22 protein-coding genes and 1 pseudogene are annotated in these 16,259 nt (G+C 32.2%); 18 read left to right on the top strand and 5 right to left on the bottom strand.

Features of this window, described 5'->3' with window-relative positions:
• Positions 1 to 170 precede the first annotated feature (170 nt).
• From ACZDYH_RS15490 to ACZDYH_RS15480, 3 genes are all read left to right on the top strand, one after another.
• Positions 171 to 539: a DUF4180 domain-containing protein gene (locus tag ACZDYH_RS15490; protein WP_061457311.1), complete on the top strand. Its 369-nt coding sequence runs from the start codon at positions 171 to 173 to the stop codon at positions 537 to 539.
• A gap of 87 nt (positions 540 to 626) precedes the next feature.
• Positions 627 to 1,151, top strand: a complete 525-nt coding sequence (locus tag ACZDYH_RS15485; RefSeq protein ID WP_080353311.1) for a MepB family protein — start codon at positions 627 to 629, stop codon at positions 1,149 to 1,151.
• A gap of 177 nt (positions 1,152 to 1,328) precedes the next feature.
• Entirely contained in the window at positions 1,329 to 2,096 is a 768-nt protein-coding gene (locus ACZDYH_RS15480; RefSeq protein ID WP_000202756.1) for an arylamine N-acetyltransferase family protein, read from the top strand.
• A 19-nt stretch (positions 2,097 to 2,115) separates the two neighbouring features.
• Here ACZDYH_RS15480 and ACZDYH_RS15475 read toward each other — a convergent pair whose 3' ends face one another.
• A complete protein-coding gene (locus ACZDYH_RS15475) occupies positions 2,116 to 2,298 on the bottom strand; it encodes a hypothetical protein (RefSeq protein WP_001147159.1) in 183 nt (60 codons plus the stop codon).
• Between the two features lie 143 nt (positions 2,299 to 2,441).
• Between ACZDYH_RS15475 and ACZDYH_RS15470 the strand changes: the two genes are divergently transcribed.
• The 4 genes from ACZDYH_RS15470 to ACZDYH_RS15455 all read left to right on the top strand — a co-directional run bounded on the left by ACZDYH_RS15470 (position 2,442) and on the right by ACZDYH_RS15455 (position 6,012).
• Positions 2,442 to 3,095 (top strand): YdeI/OmpD-associated family protein, encoded by a 654-nt coding sequence (locus ACZDYH_RS15470; RefSeq protein WP_000110841.1) that lies wholly within the window; start codon positions 2,442 to 2,444, stop codon positions 3,093 to 3,095.
• Between the two features lie 126 nt (positions 3,096 to 3,221).
• Positions 3,222 to 4,337 (top strand): NAD(P)/FAD-dependent oxidoreductase, encoded by a 1,116-nt coding sequence (locus ACZDYH_RS15465; RefSeq protein ID WP_000844396.1) that lies wholly within the window; start codon positions 3,222 to 3,224, stop codon positions 4,335 to 4,337.
• Positions 4,338 to 4,553: 216 nt separating this feature from the next.
• Entirely contained in the window at positions 4,554 to 4,994 is a 441-nt protein-coding gene (locus tag ACZDYH_RS15460) for an NUDIX hydrolase (protein WP_016122617.1), read from the top strand.
• 355 nt (positions 4,995 to 5,349) lie between these two features.
• Complete coding sequence (locus ACZDYH_RS15455) at positions 5,350 to 6,012, top strand: protein kinase family protein (RefSeq protein WP_006929730.1); 663 nt, start codon at positions 5,350 to 5,352, stop codon at positions 6,010 to 6,012.
• A gap of 189 nt (positions 6,013 to 6,201) precedes the next feature.
• Here the strand turns inward: ACZDYH_RS15455 and ACZDYH_RS15450 are convergent, their stop codons facing one another.
• Both ACZDYH_RS15450 and ACZDYH_RS15445 read right to left on the bottom strand, forming a co-directional pair.
• On the bottom strand, positions 6,202 to 6,381 hold the full coding sequence (locus ACZDYH_RS15450) for a hypothetical protein (protein WP_000026325.1): 180 nt from the start codon (positions 6,379 to 6,381) through the stop codon (positions 6,202 to 6,204).
• Positions 6,382 to 6,472: 91 nt separating this feature from the next.
• Positions 6,473 to 6,730, bottom strand: coding sequence for a hypothetical protein (locus ACZDYH_RS15445; RefSeq protein WP_000587700.1), 258 nt, complete (start codon positions 6,728 to 6,730; stop codon positions 6,473 to 6,475).
• 135 nt (positions 6,731 to 6,865) lie between these two features.
• On the opposite strand from ACZDYH_RS15445, the gene ACZDYH_RS15440 reads away from it, so the two are divergent.
• From ACZDYH_RS15440 to ACZDYH_RS15425, 4 genes and pseudogenes are all read left to right on the top strand, one after another.
• A complete protein-coding gene (locus ACZDYH_RS15440; protein WP_166695073.1) occupies positions 6,866 to 8,296 on the top strand; it encodes a PQQ-dependent sugar dehydrogenase in 1,431 nt (476 codons plus the stop codon).
• Positions 8,297 to 8,478: 182 nt separating this feature from the next.
• Positions 8,479 to 9,067: pseudogene (locus ACZDYH_RS15435) on the top strand (hypothetical protein).
• A gap of 32 nt (positions 9,068 to 9,099) precedes the next feature.
• The gene (locus tag ACZDYH_RS15430) at positions 9,100 to 9,663 is read left to right on the top strand and encodes a GNAT family N-acetyltransferase (RefSeq protein ID WP_006929726.1); all 564 of its coding nucleotides are present in this window, start codon (positions 9,100 to 9,102) and stop codon (positions 9,661 to 9,663) included.
• Between the two features lie 77 nt (positions 9,664 to 9,740).
• On the top strand, positions 9,741 to 10,121 hold the full coding sequence (locus tag ACZDYH_RS15425; RefSeq protein WP_001048941.1) for a nucleotide excision repair endonuclease: 381 nt from the start codon (positions 9,741 to 9,743) through the stop codon (positions 10,119 to 10,121).
• A 57-nt stretch (positions 10,122 to 10,178) separates the two neighbouring features.
• On the opposite strand, the gene ACZDYH_RS15420 is transcribed toward ACZDYH_RS15425, so the two are convergent.
• Positions 10,179 to 10,385, bottom strand: a complete 207-nt coding sequence (locus ACZDYH_RS15420; RefSeq protein ID WP_000265477.1) for a hypothetical protein — start codon at positions 10,383 to 10,385, stop codon at positions 10,179 to 10,181.
• Between the two features lie 132 nt (positions 10,386 to 10,517).
• Between ACZDYH_RS15420 and ACZDYH_RS15415 the strand changes: the two genes are divergently transcribed.
• The 5 genes from ACZDYH_RS15415 to ACZDYH_RS15395 all read left to right on the top strand — a co-directional run bounded on the left by ACZDYH_RS15415 (position 10,518) and on the right by ACZDYH_RS15395 (position 14,306).
• Positions 10,518 to 11,297, top strand: coding sequence for an undecaprenyl-diphosphate phosphatase (locus tag ACZDYH_RS15415; RefSeq protein WP_016122613.1), 780 nt, complete (start codon positions 10,518 to 10,520; stop codon positions 11,295 to 11,297).
• Positions 11,298 to 11,379: 82 nt separating this feature from the next.
• The gene (locus ACZDYH_RS15410; protein ID WP_086388194.1) at positions 11,380 to 12,702 is read left to right on the top strand and encodes an FAD-dependent oxidoreductase; all 1,323 of its coding nucleotides are present in this window, start codon (positions 11,380 to 11,382) and stop codon (positions 12,700 to 12,702) included.
• Positions 12,703 to 12,765: 63 nt separating this feature from the next.
• Entirely contained in the window at positions 12,766 to 13,293 is a 528-nt protein-coding gene (locus ACZDYH_RS15405; RefSeq protein ID WP_434714527.1) for a GNAT family N-acetyltransferase, read from the top strand.
• Positions 13,294 to 13,309: 16 nt separating this feature from the next.
• Positions 13,310 to 13,831, top strand: a complete 522-nt coding sequence (locus tag ACZDYH_RS15400) for a YfiT family bacillithiol transferase (RefSeq protein WP_006929720.1) — start codon at positions 13,310 to 13,312, stop codon at positions 13,829 to 13,831.
• Position 13,832: 1 nt separating this feature from the next.
• Positions 13,833 to 14,306 carry a GNAT family N-acetyltransferase gene (locus ACZDYH_RS15395; protein ID WP_000406651.1) on the top strand — a complete coding sequence of 158 codons (474 nt, stop codon included), beginning with the start codon at positions 13,833 to 13,835 and terminating at the stop codon, positions 14,304 to 14,306.
• A gap of 120 nt (positions 14,307 to 14,426) precedes the next feature.
• Here ACZDYH_RS15395 and ACZDYH_RS15390 read toward each other — a convergent pair whose 3' ends face one another.
• A complete protein-coding gene (locus tag ACZDYH_RS15390; RefSeq protein ID WP_000522476.1) occupies positions 14,427 to 14,804 on the bottom strand; it encodes a PH domain-containing protein in 378 nt (125 codons plus the stop codon).
• 179 nt (positions 14,805 to 14,983) lie between these two features.
• On the opposite strand from ACZDYH_RS15390, the gene ACZDYH_RS15385 reads away from it, so the two are divergent.
• Together ACZDYH_RS15385 and ACZDYH_RS15380 are read left to right on the top strand one after the other, a co-directional pair.
• The gene (locus ACZDYH_RS15385) at positions 14,984 to 15,835 is read left to right on the top strand and encodes a patatin-like phospholipase family protein (protein ID WP_016122609.1); all 852 of its coding nucleotides are present in this window, start codon (positions 14,984 to 14,986) and stop codon (positions 15,833 to 15,835) included.
• Between the two features lie 12 nt (positions 15,836 to 15,847).
• The gene (locus ACZDYH_RS15380; protein WP_000765936.1) at positions 15,848 to 16,219 is read left to right on the top strand and encodes a YxiJ-like family protein; all 372 of its coding nucleotides are present in this window, start codon (positions 15,848 to 15,850) and stop codon (positions 16,217 to 16,219) included.
• Positions 16,220 to 16,259: the final 40 nt, after the last annotated feature.

Genomic DNA, 16,259 nt, shown 5'->3' with positions numbered 1-16,259 from the left:
AAAAGAGAAACTATCATTAATTTCATTGACCGTATTAGTACTAAAAAATATATACTTACAATAAAAAATAGGGGCGATTTTAATAGCTGTGGCTAATTTAATCTATGATTAATACAAAGTTTTGTAAAACAATTTTACTCATACTGTGTAAATTATAAAGGGGTGGGACTATGGAAATAAAGAAAGTAGTAATCGATGGAATCAATATTGCGGTCATTAGAAATGATAAGGTATTAATATCGGATGTTCAGTCTGCATTAGATACTATGGCAACAGTTCAATATGAGGTAGATGCGAAACATATTATTATTCATAAATCTTTAATAAGTGAAGATTTCTTTGACCTAAAAACACGGCTTGCGGGTGATATCCTTCAAAAGTTTATAAACTACAAGGTAAAGATTGCTATTGTTGGAGATTTCTCTATGTATACTAGTAAAAGCTTAAAGGATTTTATTTATGAATGTAATAAAGGGAATGACATTTTTTACTTAGCAACTGAACAACAAGCAATTAAAAAACTAAGTACATTAAAGTAATAATTATATCCTGCTAAATTCCCCCATTTCACTTAGTTCATAATTATATACGATATAGAAGAACTGATGTTTGTGGTAAACTAAGAGATGAATAAAGGGGGAGTTTTTTTGAACAATTTTAATAATATAATCCAAGATTTAAATAATATAGTTTACAAACCTAACAACTTAATGATTACGAATCTAAAAGAAGAAAAGCAAAACGCAGAATATGCCGGATGTTTATTCCACTTAAATAACAAAACCATTCGTTTTAGAAAATCAAAAGTTACACCTAATAAAATTGGTCAATTCGTTTCTTTTTGGGCGAAAGATGAAAATATGCGAAATAGAGCTTTCTCTTATGAAGCTGCTCCTGATTTATTAGTAATCACTTGTATTGCTGATAATAAACTAGGGCAATTTATTTTTCCTAAAGAGATTCTTCTTAAAGAAAAAATATTGAGAACACAAAGTCAAACAGGGAAAATGGCAATGAGAATTTATCCTGTTTGGGATACCACTGTTAGTAATCAAGCTAAAAAGAGCCAAGCATGGCAACTTCAATATTTTGTTGATTTAAGTGATAGTAATAGTTTGCCTATAGATAAACTATTAAATTTATATTCGTAGCTTTTGGTTTGCCACAAAAAGAAGTGATTACAAAAAACACGTGTAATGACACCTCCTATGTGAATCGTAATTTTTGTACCGGTACAGTTTAATGAAATGTACGTTGTTACAGTGCCCCTTAAAATTTACAATCAGCATATATTATTTAAACTTATAAATTTTTAAGGGGTGCTAAATATGACAAGTTTACAAGATCAGCTTTTCACAAGATTAAATCTTAAAAAACGTAATGAAGTAACGTTTGAAGAATTACCTACCATACTCTTTTCGTTTGCGCATACTATACCATTTGAGAATTTAGATGTTATAGCACGAAATACGAATCAAATCTCTCTGGAAAACTTACGAGAGAAAATTTTAACTAGTTCCCGTGGTGGACTTTGCTACGAATTAAATACTCTTTTTTACTATTTCTTAAGAGACTGTGGCTATGATGTACAACTGGCATTAGGTACGGTTTATAAAAACGATATAAATGCATGGGCACTTGAGGATGGCCATATAACAATTATTTTAACTTATGATAATGTACAGTATTTAATTGATGTAGGTATAGCTTCGTTAGTACCTCTTGTTCCTGTACCTTTTACTGGTAAGTCTGTCTCTTCAAAAAATGGTTCGTACCGGGTGAGACGAAAAGATACGAGTAAAGGAAATTATGTTTTAGAAAGAATAGATACTGATGGAGAATGGAAAGTTTGTCATGCTTTTTATAAACATAATATTGATGAGATAGTAGTAAACGATGTTCAAAGAAGAGTGATAGAAGATGAGAAGTCTATTTTTAATAAAGGACCAATTGCAGTAAAGTTGACGAACTCCGGTCATATTTCATTAACGAATACAAGTTTAACTGAAATTATTCATGGGGAAAAAACTAAGCTTGAAATTACAGAAGATCAATATAGAGAGTTTTTATATACTTTATTTTCTATTAAGTTATGAATAAACAAATAGCCGGTTCTTATTCAGAAGCGGCTATTTTTATTATTTTTGATGTAAATGGTTTTCTTCTAATACGTTTCGGAAACTGCGGTATAGTTAATGTTTTTAATGTTTCCTCAGCTTCTTCATATGTATGAAAAATTGGTTCTTTTCCATCATCCCCTTGTAAAACTAGCCCTTCATCCCGGATTACATATGGCATAAAACCACCCCATCTATTAAAGAATTCTGTTCTTTTGCAGCAGAATAACACGATTTAAAGTTTGATTTTCTTAATACATATAATACACTAGAACAGTACGAAAAAGTATGTACAATGAATTTTGAATGTAAAGGAAGATTATTATGTCAGTTATTGATAAATTGAAACTTAATAAGTATACAAATATGGTCGTTATTAACGAACCAAGTGATTATGACATTTTTACAGGTAAAGAAAATGGATTCTCAAAAGAACACGATGCTATCTTTATATTTGTAGAAACGCTTGATGAAATGGTGAAACAAACGAATTTTATTATTAGTAATGAAGAATTACTAATTGAAAAAGGTTACCTATTCTTCGCATATCCGAAAAAAGGTAATGCTCGTTATAGTACGTTTATTCACCGTGATGAGATGTTTCCGGCATTAAACGTTGGAGAAGATGGTTATGTGGGAGAAAGCGATATTAAATTTGCACGAATGGTAAGTATGGATGAAGTCTTTACTGTTGTAGGTTTAAAACGTGAAAAGAAAAAAATAACGAAAACATCTGCTATGAGTCAATGTGTTGCCGATTATGCAGATCGAATTAAAGATGTTGAAGCATTACTAGCTAATCATCCGAATGAACTTAAGTTTTATCAAAGTTTAACGCCTGGATACCAAAAAGATTGGGCACGTAATCTTTTTTCTGTGAAACAAGAAAAAACTCGTGAAAAACGTCTAGAGAAAATGATAGAAATCCTTTCACAAGGCTATAAAACAATTGAATTATTCCGTAAGAAGAAAAAATAATGATTAAGGAAGTCACAATGCTGCAACAATTAATTGTGATGAGTACATTGAAAAAAGCATTCCTTCCATTATACTAAGGAATGTTCTTATATTTATATAATTAGCAAAAGAGAAAAGGTGTTTGAAATGAAATCGTATATTGTAGTTGGATCTGGAATTTTAGGAGCGTCTACTGCTTATCATCTTGCTAAGACAGGTGCGAATGTTACTATCGTGGATCGCCAACAATTAGGGCAAGCAACTGATGCAGGAGCAGGAATTGTATGTCCATGGTTATCACAGCGTCGTAATAAAGCATGGTATAAAATTGTTAAAGGCGGTGCACGTTACTATTCTTCGTTAATTCAGCAATTAGAAGAAGACGGTGAAACTGACACAGGATATAATCGTGTAGGTGCAATTAGTTTACATACTGACGAGAAAAAGTTAGATCAAATGGAAGAGCGAGCTTATAAACGACGTGAAGATGCCCCGGAGATTGGTGAAATCACTCGCTTATCAGCTGAAGAAACAAAAAAATTATTCCCAGCATTATCAGACGAATATAGTTCTGTTCATATTAGTGGTGCTGCACGAGTAAATGGGAGATTATTACGCAATGCATTAATAAGTGCTGCGAAAAAACATGGTGCAACTTTCATAAAAGGCGATGCTATATTAGTCCGTGAAGGAAATCATATTACGGGAGTTACAGTAAACGATGAAACAATTTTAGCAGAAAAGGTTATTGTAACTGCAGGCGCATGGGCGAATGAAATCTTGAAACCATTAGGAATTAATTTCTTAGTTACATTCCAAAAAGGACAAATTGTTCATCTGCAAATCGAGAATACAGCAACAGAAAATATGCCAGTTGTTATGCCACCGAACGATCAATATATTTTAACGTTTGACAATGGGCATGTCGTAATTGGTGCAACACATGAGAATGATACTGGTTTTGATCATCGTGTAACAGCAGGTGGTTTACATGAAGTATTCCATAAGGCATTAACAGTTGCGCCTGGCTTAGAAAATGCTACAATGCTTGAAACGAGAGTTGGATTCAGACCATTTACACCAGGATTCTTACCTGTTATCGGACCGCTACCTAACTTTGAAGGAATTCTCGTTGCGAATGGATTAGGGGCTTCGGGTTTAACAGCTGGTCCATATCTAGGAGCGGAACTTGCTAAACTAGCGCTCGGAAAAACGATTGAATTAGATTTAAATGATTATGATGTTGCTGGCGCAATTGAATAATATAGGGTACTGCTAACATTTAGGAAAAACCATGCTAAACAAATTCGACAAGAAATAATCAGTTTTTCCTCTGTTAAGAGTAAGCCTGTTTATGAAAAATAAAATTATTTAAAAATAGAGGGCCGACATTATAAACCTGCATTAATAATGTAGAATTGTGATGGCGGCTCTTTATTCATATTGATTTAAAACTTATTTTCGAGAGGAGGTTAAGTAATGAGGGCGTCATATCAAGTATTGATATTTCCTTATATAAAAACTGCCGATTCTATTCAATATGCCATTTTTAACCGAAGTGATTATGGTTATTGGCAAGGAATAGCTGGTGGCGGAGAAGACGGTGAGATTCCTATTGAATCAGCAAAACGGGAAGCGTTTGAAGAGGCTGGTATTACAAGAGAATGTCCATATATACAATTAGATTCTGTGTCTTCACTACCAGTAGAGGATGTAGTTGGAGGATTCCTTTGGGGAGAAGAGGTTTATGTAATAAAAGAATTTTCTTTTGGAGTTAAAGTCCCTACAAAAAACATATCATTATCTAAAGAACACTTTAATTATAAATGGTTATGCTTTGAGGAAGCAGTAACGCTTTTGAAATGGGATAGCAACAAAACAGCATTGTGGGAATTAAACAAAAGACTATTAAAACAATAAAAGTTTTTGCTAACAAAAATAGTTGTGGAAGAAGAATTGAACCATTAACAAACCCTTGCTACACTTCTAAACAATGTTTTATAGATTTGGCATGGGTAATGAACGAACAGAACTTGTACTAAGAAAAGCCCTATACACTTGCCTCTGAAAAAATGAAAATAGTTAGAAATATTTTTATATCGTACGGTTTTTGGCTATGAATAACGGAATAAATATTAAGTATTCAACAGTTCAAATAAAACGAGTTAGCTTTTTATTTTAGGAAGAAAGATGACTCGTTTTATGCTAAAATTCGCTTAGTGTATATTTTCGTTAAAATGTGGGTGGGCCCCCTTTTAGCAAAACCGGAGTGGGAATGATGAGTATAAATAGTTTTGTGGGATTGATAAATAACGAATTATTAAAAGAGGTAAGTATCAGAAGTGAGGATGAATTCGAGCCTGTAGTAGTTAAAGATATTCCTAGACTTTGGAAGTGTTTAGGAACAGGTAATTATGCCGCAGTATTCATGCACAAAGAATACAAAGATTGGGTAGTGAAAGTTTACGTGCGAGAAGGAGAAGGAATTGAAAAAGAGTCAGAAGTATACCGAAGAATCGGAAATCATCCTTCTTATTCAAAGCTTATATATAAAGGAGAAAATTTCATAGTATTGAAACGTTTAAAAGAAATTACCTTATACGATGCTATTCATAAGGGGATTAAAATTCCTAAGCAGGTAATACTTGATATCAATAAGGCTTTAGAGTATGCGAGGGAACAGGGATTAACTCCTTGTGATGTTCACGGGAAAAATGTGATGATGGAAAAAGGAAGGGGATATGTAGTCGATGTATCTGATTTCTTAAAAACAAAAGAAGATAGTAAGTGGAGAGACCTAGAAAAGGCATATTTTACCTTTTATTTTCCTTTCATATATAAATTGCCTTTCCCTATTAAAGTACCGTATTTTATGTTAAACATTGTTAGACGTTCGTATAGAAAATATAAGAAGCTTAAAAAGAAATTCAAATTGTAAAAGGATCACATATGTTCCTGAAAACGAGTTAAATTCACATAAATAACTTTAGAAAAATTTCAAATTTTGTTTAGGGGCTACTCCAAGACCTTAGCTTGCTGGGCATGTGGTGTTACCTCAAAAAATAAAAAGATTAGGAGTGAATCCTAATCTTTTTATTTATACATATTTTTGTTAGTTATATCACTATCAATTCCAAAACGGGATATTTTGAATAAATGAAACCGTCAAAATAAGTGTTGATGCGGAACCAGCAGTTACTAAAGTTACTATTTTTCGTCCATTCTGTTCTTTTGAAGGTTTTATAAGTTCTGTAATTAACACAATCCATATTATGATAGATACTATTGAAATAATATTTATAGACATATGTAACACATCTCTTCGTGTTTTTACATAAATATTTCTTCTTTTATAAAATAAAAGCAATTTAACAAGAAAATATGTAACGCATTAAAAATCAATATTTTCCTGTTAAACCACCTTTTTTAAATAGAAATACGACTGATAAAACGATAACAACAGCCTTCAAACTGCCCCAATATGGATAAATAGCATGATCTGTTAGACTAGCATATTGAAAGATATTCTCTAAACCGAAAATTCCTATCATGACTGCTAAAATGAATGAAGCTGATCCATACATCCCTTTACGATAGAGGGTAAATAAATAGACTGCGAAAATTAGTGGTAAGATGATTTGTAGTACGATTATCATAGTTCGTCCCCCAGATTATTTATAATTATATTATATACAAAATTGTAATAAAAAGGAATACGACTTATTTGATACTAACAGAACTACTCTAATCATATTCTTCTATAAAAAGAAGAAAAAGGGGTGTACAGTTAATTGACAAAAGTTAAAGTTAGTTTACGACCCATTGTTCATAATATAAATTTACCAACCGTATTGAAAACAACAATACTTCCAGGTGAATCGACCGAAAGACTATTTATCGCAACTCAATTAGGGGAGATTTTTTACATAGGGGACGGAGTTATAAAGACATTTTTAGATATTCGTCACCTAATTATTAAATTAGGTACATTTGAAGAAGGTGTTTCTAGTAGCGGTTATGATGAACGAGGATTGCTTGGACTTGCGTTCCATCCACAATTTTATCAAAACGGTTTATTTTATCTTCATTATTCCGTCGCTGGAACTCAAGGGCCAGGTGCACTTTCTGAACAATTTAAACCGAATCCTTGTGACCCGAAAACTTTAAATTTAAAATGGCTAAATAGAGATACGCAATATGATCATATCGATACAATTGAAGAATGGATTTTACAATCAAACGGGCACCCTCAAAAACGTAGAACATTACTTAATATAAAACGCCCATTTTTTAATCATAATGGAGTAAATACTTTAAACTTTTCTCCAGAGACGGGGAAACTTGTTTTTACAAATGGAGATGGTGGCTCGGGTTATGATCCGTTCAATTTAAGCCAAGATGATTTAGAAATAGCAGGTAAAATTATTGAAATCGATGTAAGTAAAAATACATTCATAAATAATCCTCCATTCGTTACACGCTTTAATGAACTTCCTCTATCTATACAAGAAACACTTACAGTAATTGCGAAAGGTGTTCGTAATATAACCGGTATTTCATTTCAAAGGTTTTATAATCAATATATCAAATACGCCGGAAATGTCGGACAAGATATTGTAGAGTCTATTTTTTCATTTATTCAATATAAACCTATACCGGTTACAGAACTTGTTCAAATGCATTTTATGAGGTTAACTCCCAATCAAGATGGGGTTATCAATTTTGGGTGGCGAGGATGGGAAGGGGATTTACCTACTTCTTTTATACGACATTGTTCTGAGAATCAGACTTTGGATGAGAGAACAATGGTTTATTATGATGAAACAATACAAACTTCAGTCAAGCGTATTCTGCCTCTACTTAGTTATTTTCATAAAGATTCTAGAACAGATAAGTTTGGAGGAACTTCACTTACAGGAGTTCAGCCATATATGGGAAATGCAATTCCAAATTTAACAGGTAGCGTTGTTTTTACTGACCTTGCCAAGAAAGGAGAATCTCAGTCTCCAATTAAGGGTGTTTTAGCCTATACTAGAGCAGGTACAGACGGTAAACATGCTGACTTTCATGCTATTGAAACCAATTATGATTTTGGTACGCAACCAGCTTATTATATGAGTTTAGGAACAAATTCGGATCAAACTAAATTATATTTAGGAGTTTACAGTTCTATGAAAGTAACTGATTTTAACAAAGGTACCATTTTTGAAATTATTCCCTGATACGATATACAATCGTAGTTTAATAATCCAAGGAATTTATTTTGTTTCAAAACGCACAATTTATCCCCCTAAAAGTCTTTTATTATATAGTAATTCATAACAAGTAGAAAGCAGCTCATAAACCACTACTGTATGAATAATATAGAAAGTAATGAATGAGGCATCTTTAGGGGGAGATATTGATGAATCGGTTTGTACGTTATTGGTATCAACTGATGATAGAACATGATACGAGCTTTGTTCATAAAAGAAAATTGTCCCTTGCGAATGAGTTAGTACTTACAGCTTTGATGAGTGCATTGGCCACCATGTTTCAAGCAGCTGGGAACTTAGTTCCTGGTATAGGTTTGCTCATTAGTCCATTTTCGACATTACCGATTTTTTTTGCTATTTTCTATTCTATTCGTGAGGGAATACTTTCTTATATTCTTACTATTTTTCTATTATTTATTATTGAGCCCAGTGAACTAATTGTCTTTCCTTTTACTACAGGCTTATTAGGTCTAGCCTTAGGAGTATCTTTTTTAAAATTAAAGAGGAGAATTTGGATTGTTTCCTTTTCAGCAACTTGTCTACTTATTGGTATTATGATCGTTCTCGATGTTTTCCGTTTTCCGGTACTTGGTCCTGCTGTTCATACAACTATGGATATAAAAATTATTTTATCAATATTTATAATGAGTTTTCTATACTGTTGGATTTCTATACTGTTGGATTTATGCAGGTTTTTGCAGAATAATGATGAATAGATTATATAAAGTGTTGTATTGACAATGGCATAATGAGGATTGGAGATTGAATTCATGACTAACGTTGCAGTTAGAAGACCGAATTTGAATGATATAGATGAACTATATTTATTTTTCCGTATAGTTATTACGAATACATACAAAAATGAAGGATTGTCACAATTATTAGATGACATAGAAAATGAAATTAACTCAAAAAAGCAGTATTTGAAAAGTGATTTTGATAGTAACGGAGAAAGTCGTTACTTTTTATTAGCAATTGATACAAGTAACGATAAAATCATTGGAACAATCGAAATCGGTCCAGCAAGTACATTGATTAATAGTTGTACAGGTGGTGTACTTAAAAATTTGTATGAAATAGGAACTGTATTCATACTTCCGGAGTATCAGAGAAAGGGAATAGGGAGTTTATTACTACATACAATGTTTCTTACATTACTTAGCAGAGGGATAACAGAATATTGTTTAGATAGTGGATATAAAAATGCGCAAAGTATATGGATGAAAAAGTTTGGAAAACCTAGCTATGTATTGAAAGATTACTGGGGAGAATCCAGTGATCATATGATTTGGAAGAAAAGTTTACATGATACACCTATAATATTTGAATTATAAAATGAAATATGCCTCTGAACATAGCTTTTCTTACTTATGTATGCTATTATTTATCTTTATAATAAAAGAGGACGTGAATGAACTTGATTAAAATTAATATTCCTGAAGCTGATGTTTCAATTACTGAACGTAAACAAGTTATTAAAGGAGACGAGCCAATCATTACTCCAATTAATGGATTTATCGATTTCCACTTGTTCCCTAGAGATAAAGGCGGCATTTTTATGTTTTACAATATTAATGACGAACTTCTTTTCGTAGGTAAAGCTCGTAAAATTAGACAACGTATTAAGAAGCATTTTGAAGATAATGTTTCCCCAATTAAAAATCACCGTGATGAAGTATACCGCATTGATGCATGTATCGTAGAAGATCCAACAGAAAGAGAAATTTACGAAACATATATCATTAATGAATACAAAGCGAAATATAACGTTGATAAAGTATTCTACAAATAATCAACATTAATAAAAAGCAATCCTAGCTAATATGCCAGGATTGTTTTTTATTTAGATTTATTCTTCATATCTTTCTCCTTTTTTCAAATGATTAGCAGCAACAAAACAGATTACACCTATAAATATAAGTACAATACCAACCGTTTTATGTTTTCCCTCAAAGAAAGGAATATCTGAAATAACATTTGTCATACATAGTCCTAAAAATACAAGGATAGGGCCCACCCAAAGTAATACATTACCGAATTTTGTGTGCTTCCACATAATAACCCTCCTTAACCCTCTTTACATATATATCCATAAATGAAAAGTAAATTCATAGAGAAATATAGTTTTTTTCATATCGAAAATTTAACTCTCATATATTGGTACAAGCAAAAGAGAAAGGAGACCATCATGAATTGGTTAGAAGCTTTCATGCTAGGTATAATTCAAGGTTTAACAGAATTTTTACCAATCAGTAGTACCGGACATCTTTATTTAGGAAGGCATTTGTTCCGATTAGATGAGGCTGGCTTATTTTTAGATACGATGCTGCATATTGGGACTTTACTTGCGGTTTTTATTTATTACAAAAAAGAATTTATATATTTAATTAAAAACCCATTTTCAAAGCTCATGTTATTACTTATCGTTGGGACAATACCCGCAGTTGTAATTGGTTTATTGTTTAAAGATTTCTTTGAAGATATTTCAAAAACAGGAATCACGATCGGTTGGGAGTTTTTAGTGACCGGATTCTTTCTCTACACGGCAGATAAACAAAAGAATGGTCGTAAAAAAATGGATGACATAACATATAAAGACGCATTAATTATCGGTTCATTTCAAGCTGCTGCTATTTTTCCAGCCATTTCCCGTTCTGGAATGACAATTGTCGCTGCATTATGGAGAAAATTAGACCGTGAAACTGCTGCTTACTTTTCTTTTTTACTATCGACACCAGCCATTGTTGGAGCTATCATTTTGCAATTTATAGACGTTTTTCAAGGGAAAGCAGAATCTATTTCTAGTACATCTTTAATTATCGGAACGTTATCAGCAGCGTTTTTTGGATACATAGCTGTTTCATGGATGATTCAATATTTAAAACGTCACTCCTTAAAAGTATTCGCGTATTACGTATGGGGATTAGGTATTTTAATTTTAATGTTGCAATTTACTGATGTATTTTAAGTATAATGATAAAGAAGTTAATTAGTTTAAGATCCTGTTTCATTCATACAAGGCAGGATCTCTTTTTATTAAGGGGGAAAATATGTTTAATAAGGCTATCGTTATTGGTGGAAGTATGGCAGGAAAGTTTGCAGCAAAAGCATTATCAACTTCTTTTAAAGAAGTAATCATTATAGAAGCTGGTGAAAGATGGGATGGAAAGTCTTTGAGAAAAAGAGTTCCACAAAGTAATCATCCTCACGTGTTATTAAAAGGTGGAGAAAACGCAATTGAAGAATTGTTTCCTAATATTACGAACGAATTAATAGAAGCGGGTAGTATTATAAACAACTTTACGCGTGATTTGAAATGGCATCAATTCGGTCTATGGAAACAGCCATTCATAGGGGAAGTACATATGATTCAACAAAGTCGTCCTTTGCTAGAATGGCATATTCAAAAACGAATACATCAAATTTCAAATATTACTATTAAATATGAAACATTGGTTAAAGGGTTATTGGTAGATGCAAAGCTTAACAAAGTGTGTGGAGTAAAAGTTAAATATCTAGAGACAAACACACAAGAAGAAGTTCATGCGGATCTTGTAGTTGATGCGAGTGGATTTGGCTCAAAAAGTATAGAGTGGCTACGAGAATACGAAATTGAAGTACAAGAAGAGAAAGTTCGTATTGATTTATTTTACGCAACGAAAATGTTCAAACTTAAAGAAAATGAGAAATTAGACTGTTGCAATGTGCTAATGTCTCCGAGTTTCCCTGATAACCCTTATGGCGTTCTTATTCAAACGATAGAAGATAATCGTTATTTTGTTACTTTCAGTGGATACGCAAACGAGAAAGCACCACAAACAGATGATGAGTTTTATGATTTTGCTGAAAACCTATCAATTTCTAATGTTACAGATTTCTTAAACAAGGCCGAGGGAATTACTGATATAAAGACATACAAAATTCCTTATCAAGTACGCCGGCGATTTGATTTAGTGAATAATGTACCAGAAGGATTATTAGTTGTTGGAGATGCGCAATGTCGTTTTGATCCCGTTTTCGGCCAAGGCGTATCAGTTGCTGCTATGGAGGCTCACCAATTGCAATTACTTTTGCAAGATAGAAAACATCTTGATAAAACATTTACACAACAATTTTATAAAAAGGCAGCTACTATAATAGAAACCCCTTGGGATATGACAACAACAGAAATATCACGTCACCCGCAACTAAAGAGAGAATTAACTACAAAACAAAAATTTCAGCTATGGTATACGAAACAAATATATCGACTATCTGCAAGTAATTCTGATGTTTATATTCGGTTAGTACGAGTGATGAACTTAATTCGTAATCCATTTCATCTTTTTCATCCGAAAGTGTTACTATCTATATTACTTAATCGAAAGAAATAGCAGGAATATAATTGATTAAAAAAGAATGTATAACAGTTAGTAAATCAAGAAGGAGAATACGGGATGGAAATATACATAGAGCAACTAAAGGAACAAGATGCTAAGGATTTATTTATGTTTGAACTTACGAATAAATCTTTTTTTGAAACAATGGTACCAAATCGTGGCTCAAAATATTTTGAATTTGAATATTTCCAAAAACTACTAGACGATTTATTAATAGAACAAGCGGATGGAGATTCTTATTTTTATTTAATTCGTAATGAAGAAAAAGAAATTGTAGGGCGAATTAATTTAGTAGATATAGATACGGAAACTCGAATTAGTTCCCTCGGGTATCGGGTCGGAGAAAAATTTACTAAAAAAGGAGTTGCAACAGCAGCCGTAAAATTAATTTTAGATGTAGCGAAAAATAATGAAATTACTGAAATTCATGCTAAAACAACGACTAATAATCTCGCATCACAAATTGTACTAGAAAAAAGCGGATTTTCTTCTTATCAAAATGAATCAGATATAACATCTGTAGAATTACATGGAGAACATGTGAAGTTTGTACACTATATTTGGAGAAATACTTCGCGCTTATAATAAGGAGGACTTATTCATGAATGATTTACGTTATCCAATTGGCCAATTTACATACAAACGTCCTATAACTGAAGAAATGATTGATACATGGATTCAAGAAATTGAAGATTTACCTAATGAACTAACAAAGGCAATTAAAGATTTAGATCAGAAGCAGTTAGATACACCATATCGCGTTGGAGGGTGGACTGTCCGTCAAGTTGTTCATCACGTTGTTGATAGCCATATGAATAGCTACATACGCTTCAAATTAGCACTTACAGAAAAGAATCCAACTATTAAGCCGTATAAAGAAGAGAAGTGGGCAGAGTTACCCGATTCAAAATTACCGGTAGATGTTTCACTAGTAATGCTAGATTCATTACATAAAAGATGGGTTAACCTTTTATATTCTCTAGAAATTGAAGATTTAGAAAAGACATTTAACCATCCTGAAACTGGTGAAACAGAACTTGCTGTTGCAATAGGACTATACGCATGGCATGGTCGTCATCATACCGCTCATATTACCTCGTTAAGAAAGCGACTTAATTGGTAACATGGAGATTACATTAGAGAAGGCGACAGAAAGTGATGCAACAGATTTATTTCAAATGCAAATAGACTCATTTAGCCCTTTATTACATAAATATAAAGACTACGAAACAAACCCAGCAAATGAAACTATCGAAAAAACTATTTTTAGAATAAATAATCCCAGCAGTAATTTTTATAAGGTGATAATAGATTCGAAACTTGTTGGAGCAATATGTATATCCGCAAAAGAACTACCTTATAAATTTTGGATTAGTCCAATGTTTATTCATCCAATCTATCAAGGGAAAGGAATTGCTCAGAAGGTACTTATTTTAATTGAAGAAATGTTTCCAGAAGCACGAAGTTTTGAACTTGCTACGATTTTAGAAGAAGAAAGAAATTGTTTTCTATACGAGAAAATGGGGTATAAAAGAACAGAAGTAATAAAGAAATTAAATGATAAAACTACACTTGTTTATTACAAAAAAGAAAGGTAAAGCATTTAAAATACGCTTTACCTTTTTATGTTATTTCAGATTAAATATACAAAAATAATGTATGTTCTTCCAAAATACTCGGGTTAGTAATTTTGAAAATGAATAAAGATACAAAAACCACTACTTTGTCGTAAAGGTTACTAGCGCTTTTTGAATGCTTAAAATACTATCGTCACCTTTAAATTCTTTCGTAATTGGTTCCTCCATACTAGACACCCAAATTTTAAGTTCTGCATCTAAATCAAAATGCCCAGCCGTTTCGATGCTATATTGTGTAATACTTTTATAAGGAATAGAATGGTATTCTGTTTTTTTGCCAGTTACTCCTTGTTTATCTACTAATATAAGACGACGATTTGTAAATACGATTAGATCACGAATTAATTTATAAGCATGCTCTACTTTTTCATCGTCTAGCATAATCTTCTCTAAATCACGTTCTACACTTTCAGAACTCGTATTTGATGCATTTCCTAAAATACCGCTAAATAAACCCATATTAAATTCCTCCTTTAATATATGTGGAATGAATTACTTATATTGTAACATGTTACTCACAAAGATATTATGACATTACTTTAGTAGTTTCTGGTTATTGTTGTAATTAGTTTATATAACCTCATCTTAAAATCTTATGCTAATATGAAATTAAGAAAAAAGAAGCAGAGGGATATAGCATGAAGAATATTGGTTTAGTATTAGAGGGCGGAGGAATGAAAGGTTTATATACTGCAGGTGTACTCGAATATTTCATGGAAAAGAACTTATTCTTTCCATATGTAGTCGGCGTATCAGCTGGAGCCTGTATGGGAGCAACCTATTTGTCACGTCAAAAAGGTAGAAATAAGAAAGTAAATACAGAGCTAGTATCAGATTACAGGTATATATCTTATCGAAACTTAATTCGAAAACGTGAATTATTCGGAATGGATTTTTTATTTGATGAAGTACCTAATAAAATTGTACCATTTGATTTTCAAACTTTCTTAAACTGTAATGAACAGTTTGTTATAGGGACAACTGATTGCGAATCAGGACAAGCCATTTATTATAATAAAGCAGAACACGGAAATGATATTTTAAAAATCATTCGTGCATCTAGCTCTGTGCCGTTTATAGCACCTGCTGTAGAATATAATAATCGAAAATTATTAGATGGAGGGATTATAGACCCTATACCTGTTTTGAAAGCCCAAAAGGATGGTTATGAAAAGAACGTTGTAATTATGACAAAGCCAGAAGGATATGAGAAGCAGCGAAATAAATTTTCAGGCCTGGCTAAAATTTTATATAGAAAATATCCGAAAATCGCAGAGAATTTAGTAGACCATTATCGTTTTTATAATGAGACGATATCTTATATGAATCGAGAAGAACAAAAAGATAATTTTTATGTAATTCAACCAAGTGTACAGCTTCCTATAAGCGGAATAGAAAGAAATAAGGAAAAGCTCGTTAATCTATATAATCTTGGGTATATCGATGCTCAATATCATTATGAAAACTTATTAAATTGGATAGAGAAATAAAGGGGTGGAAAGTTGAAGTTAGGAAAACGAATTATTTTTAAGGAATTGCAGAAAATGCATAGTCCACTTCATAAACCGTTTCCTTATCGTGCTACAGCAAAATTGCAGCGAGATTTAAAAAGTAAATTTACCGAAGATGACTGTATAAACGCTGATTTTAATCATTATTGGATGCATACAGCAGCTACTTTAAATTCTGTACTAAATGGAAACGAACAGAACATTACGTTTCAACAAATAAAGTGGTTAAGAAAATCGTTTTTCGAGTGGTTTCCGCAATATCGTTTTCTAGAAACAGAAATTGTGAATTATCCCATTTTGTATAGAGATTTCATAAGTTATGAGAAGACCAGAAAGCTATTACTTTATTACCTTACTGAATAAAAGCGAAAACGTACAGGTTACATTACTTGTACGTTTTTTT

The organism is Bacillus sp. EB V-12 (genome assembly GCF_056158125.1).
Note: the sequence above shows the minus strand (reverse complement) of the source record. Positions and strands in the feature narration are given on the sequence as shown.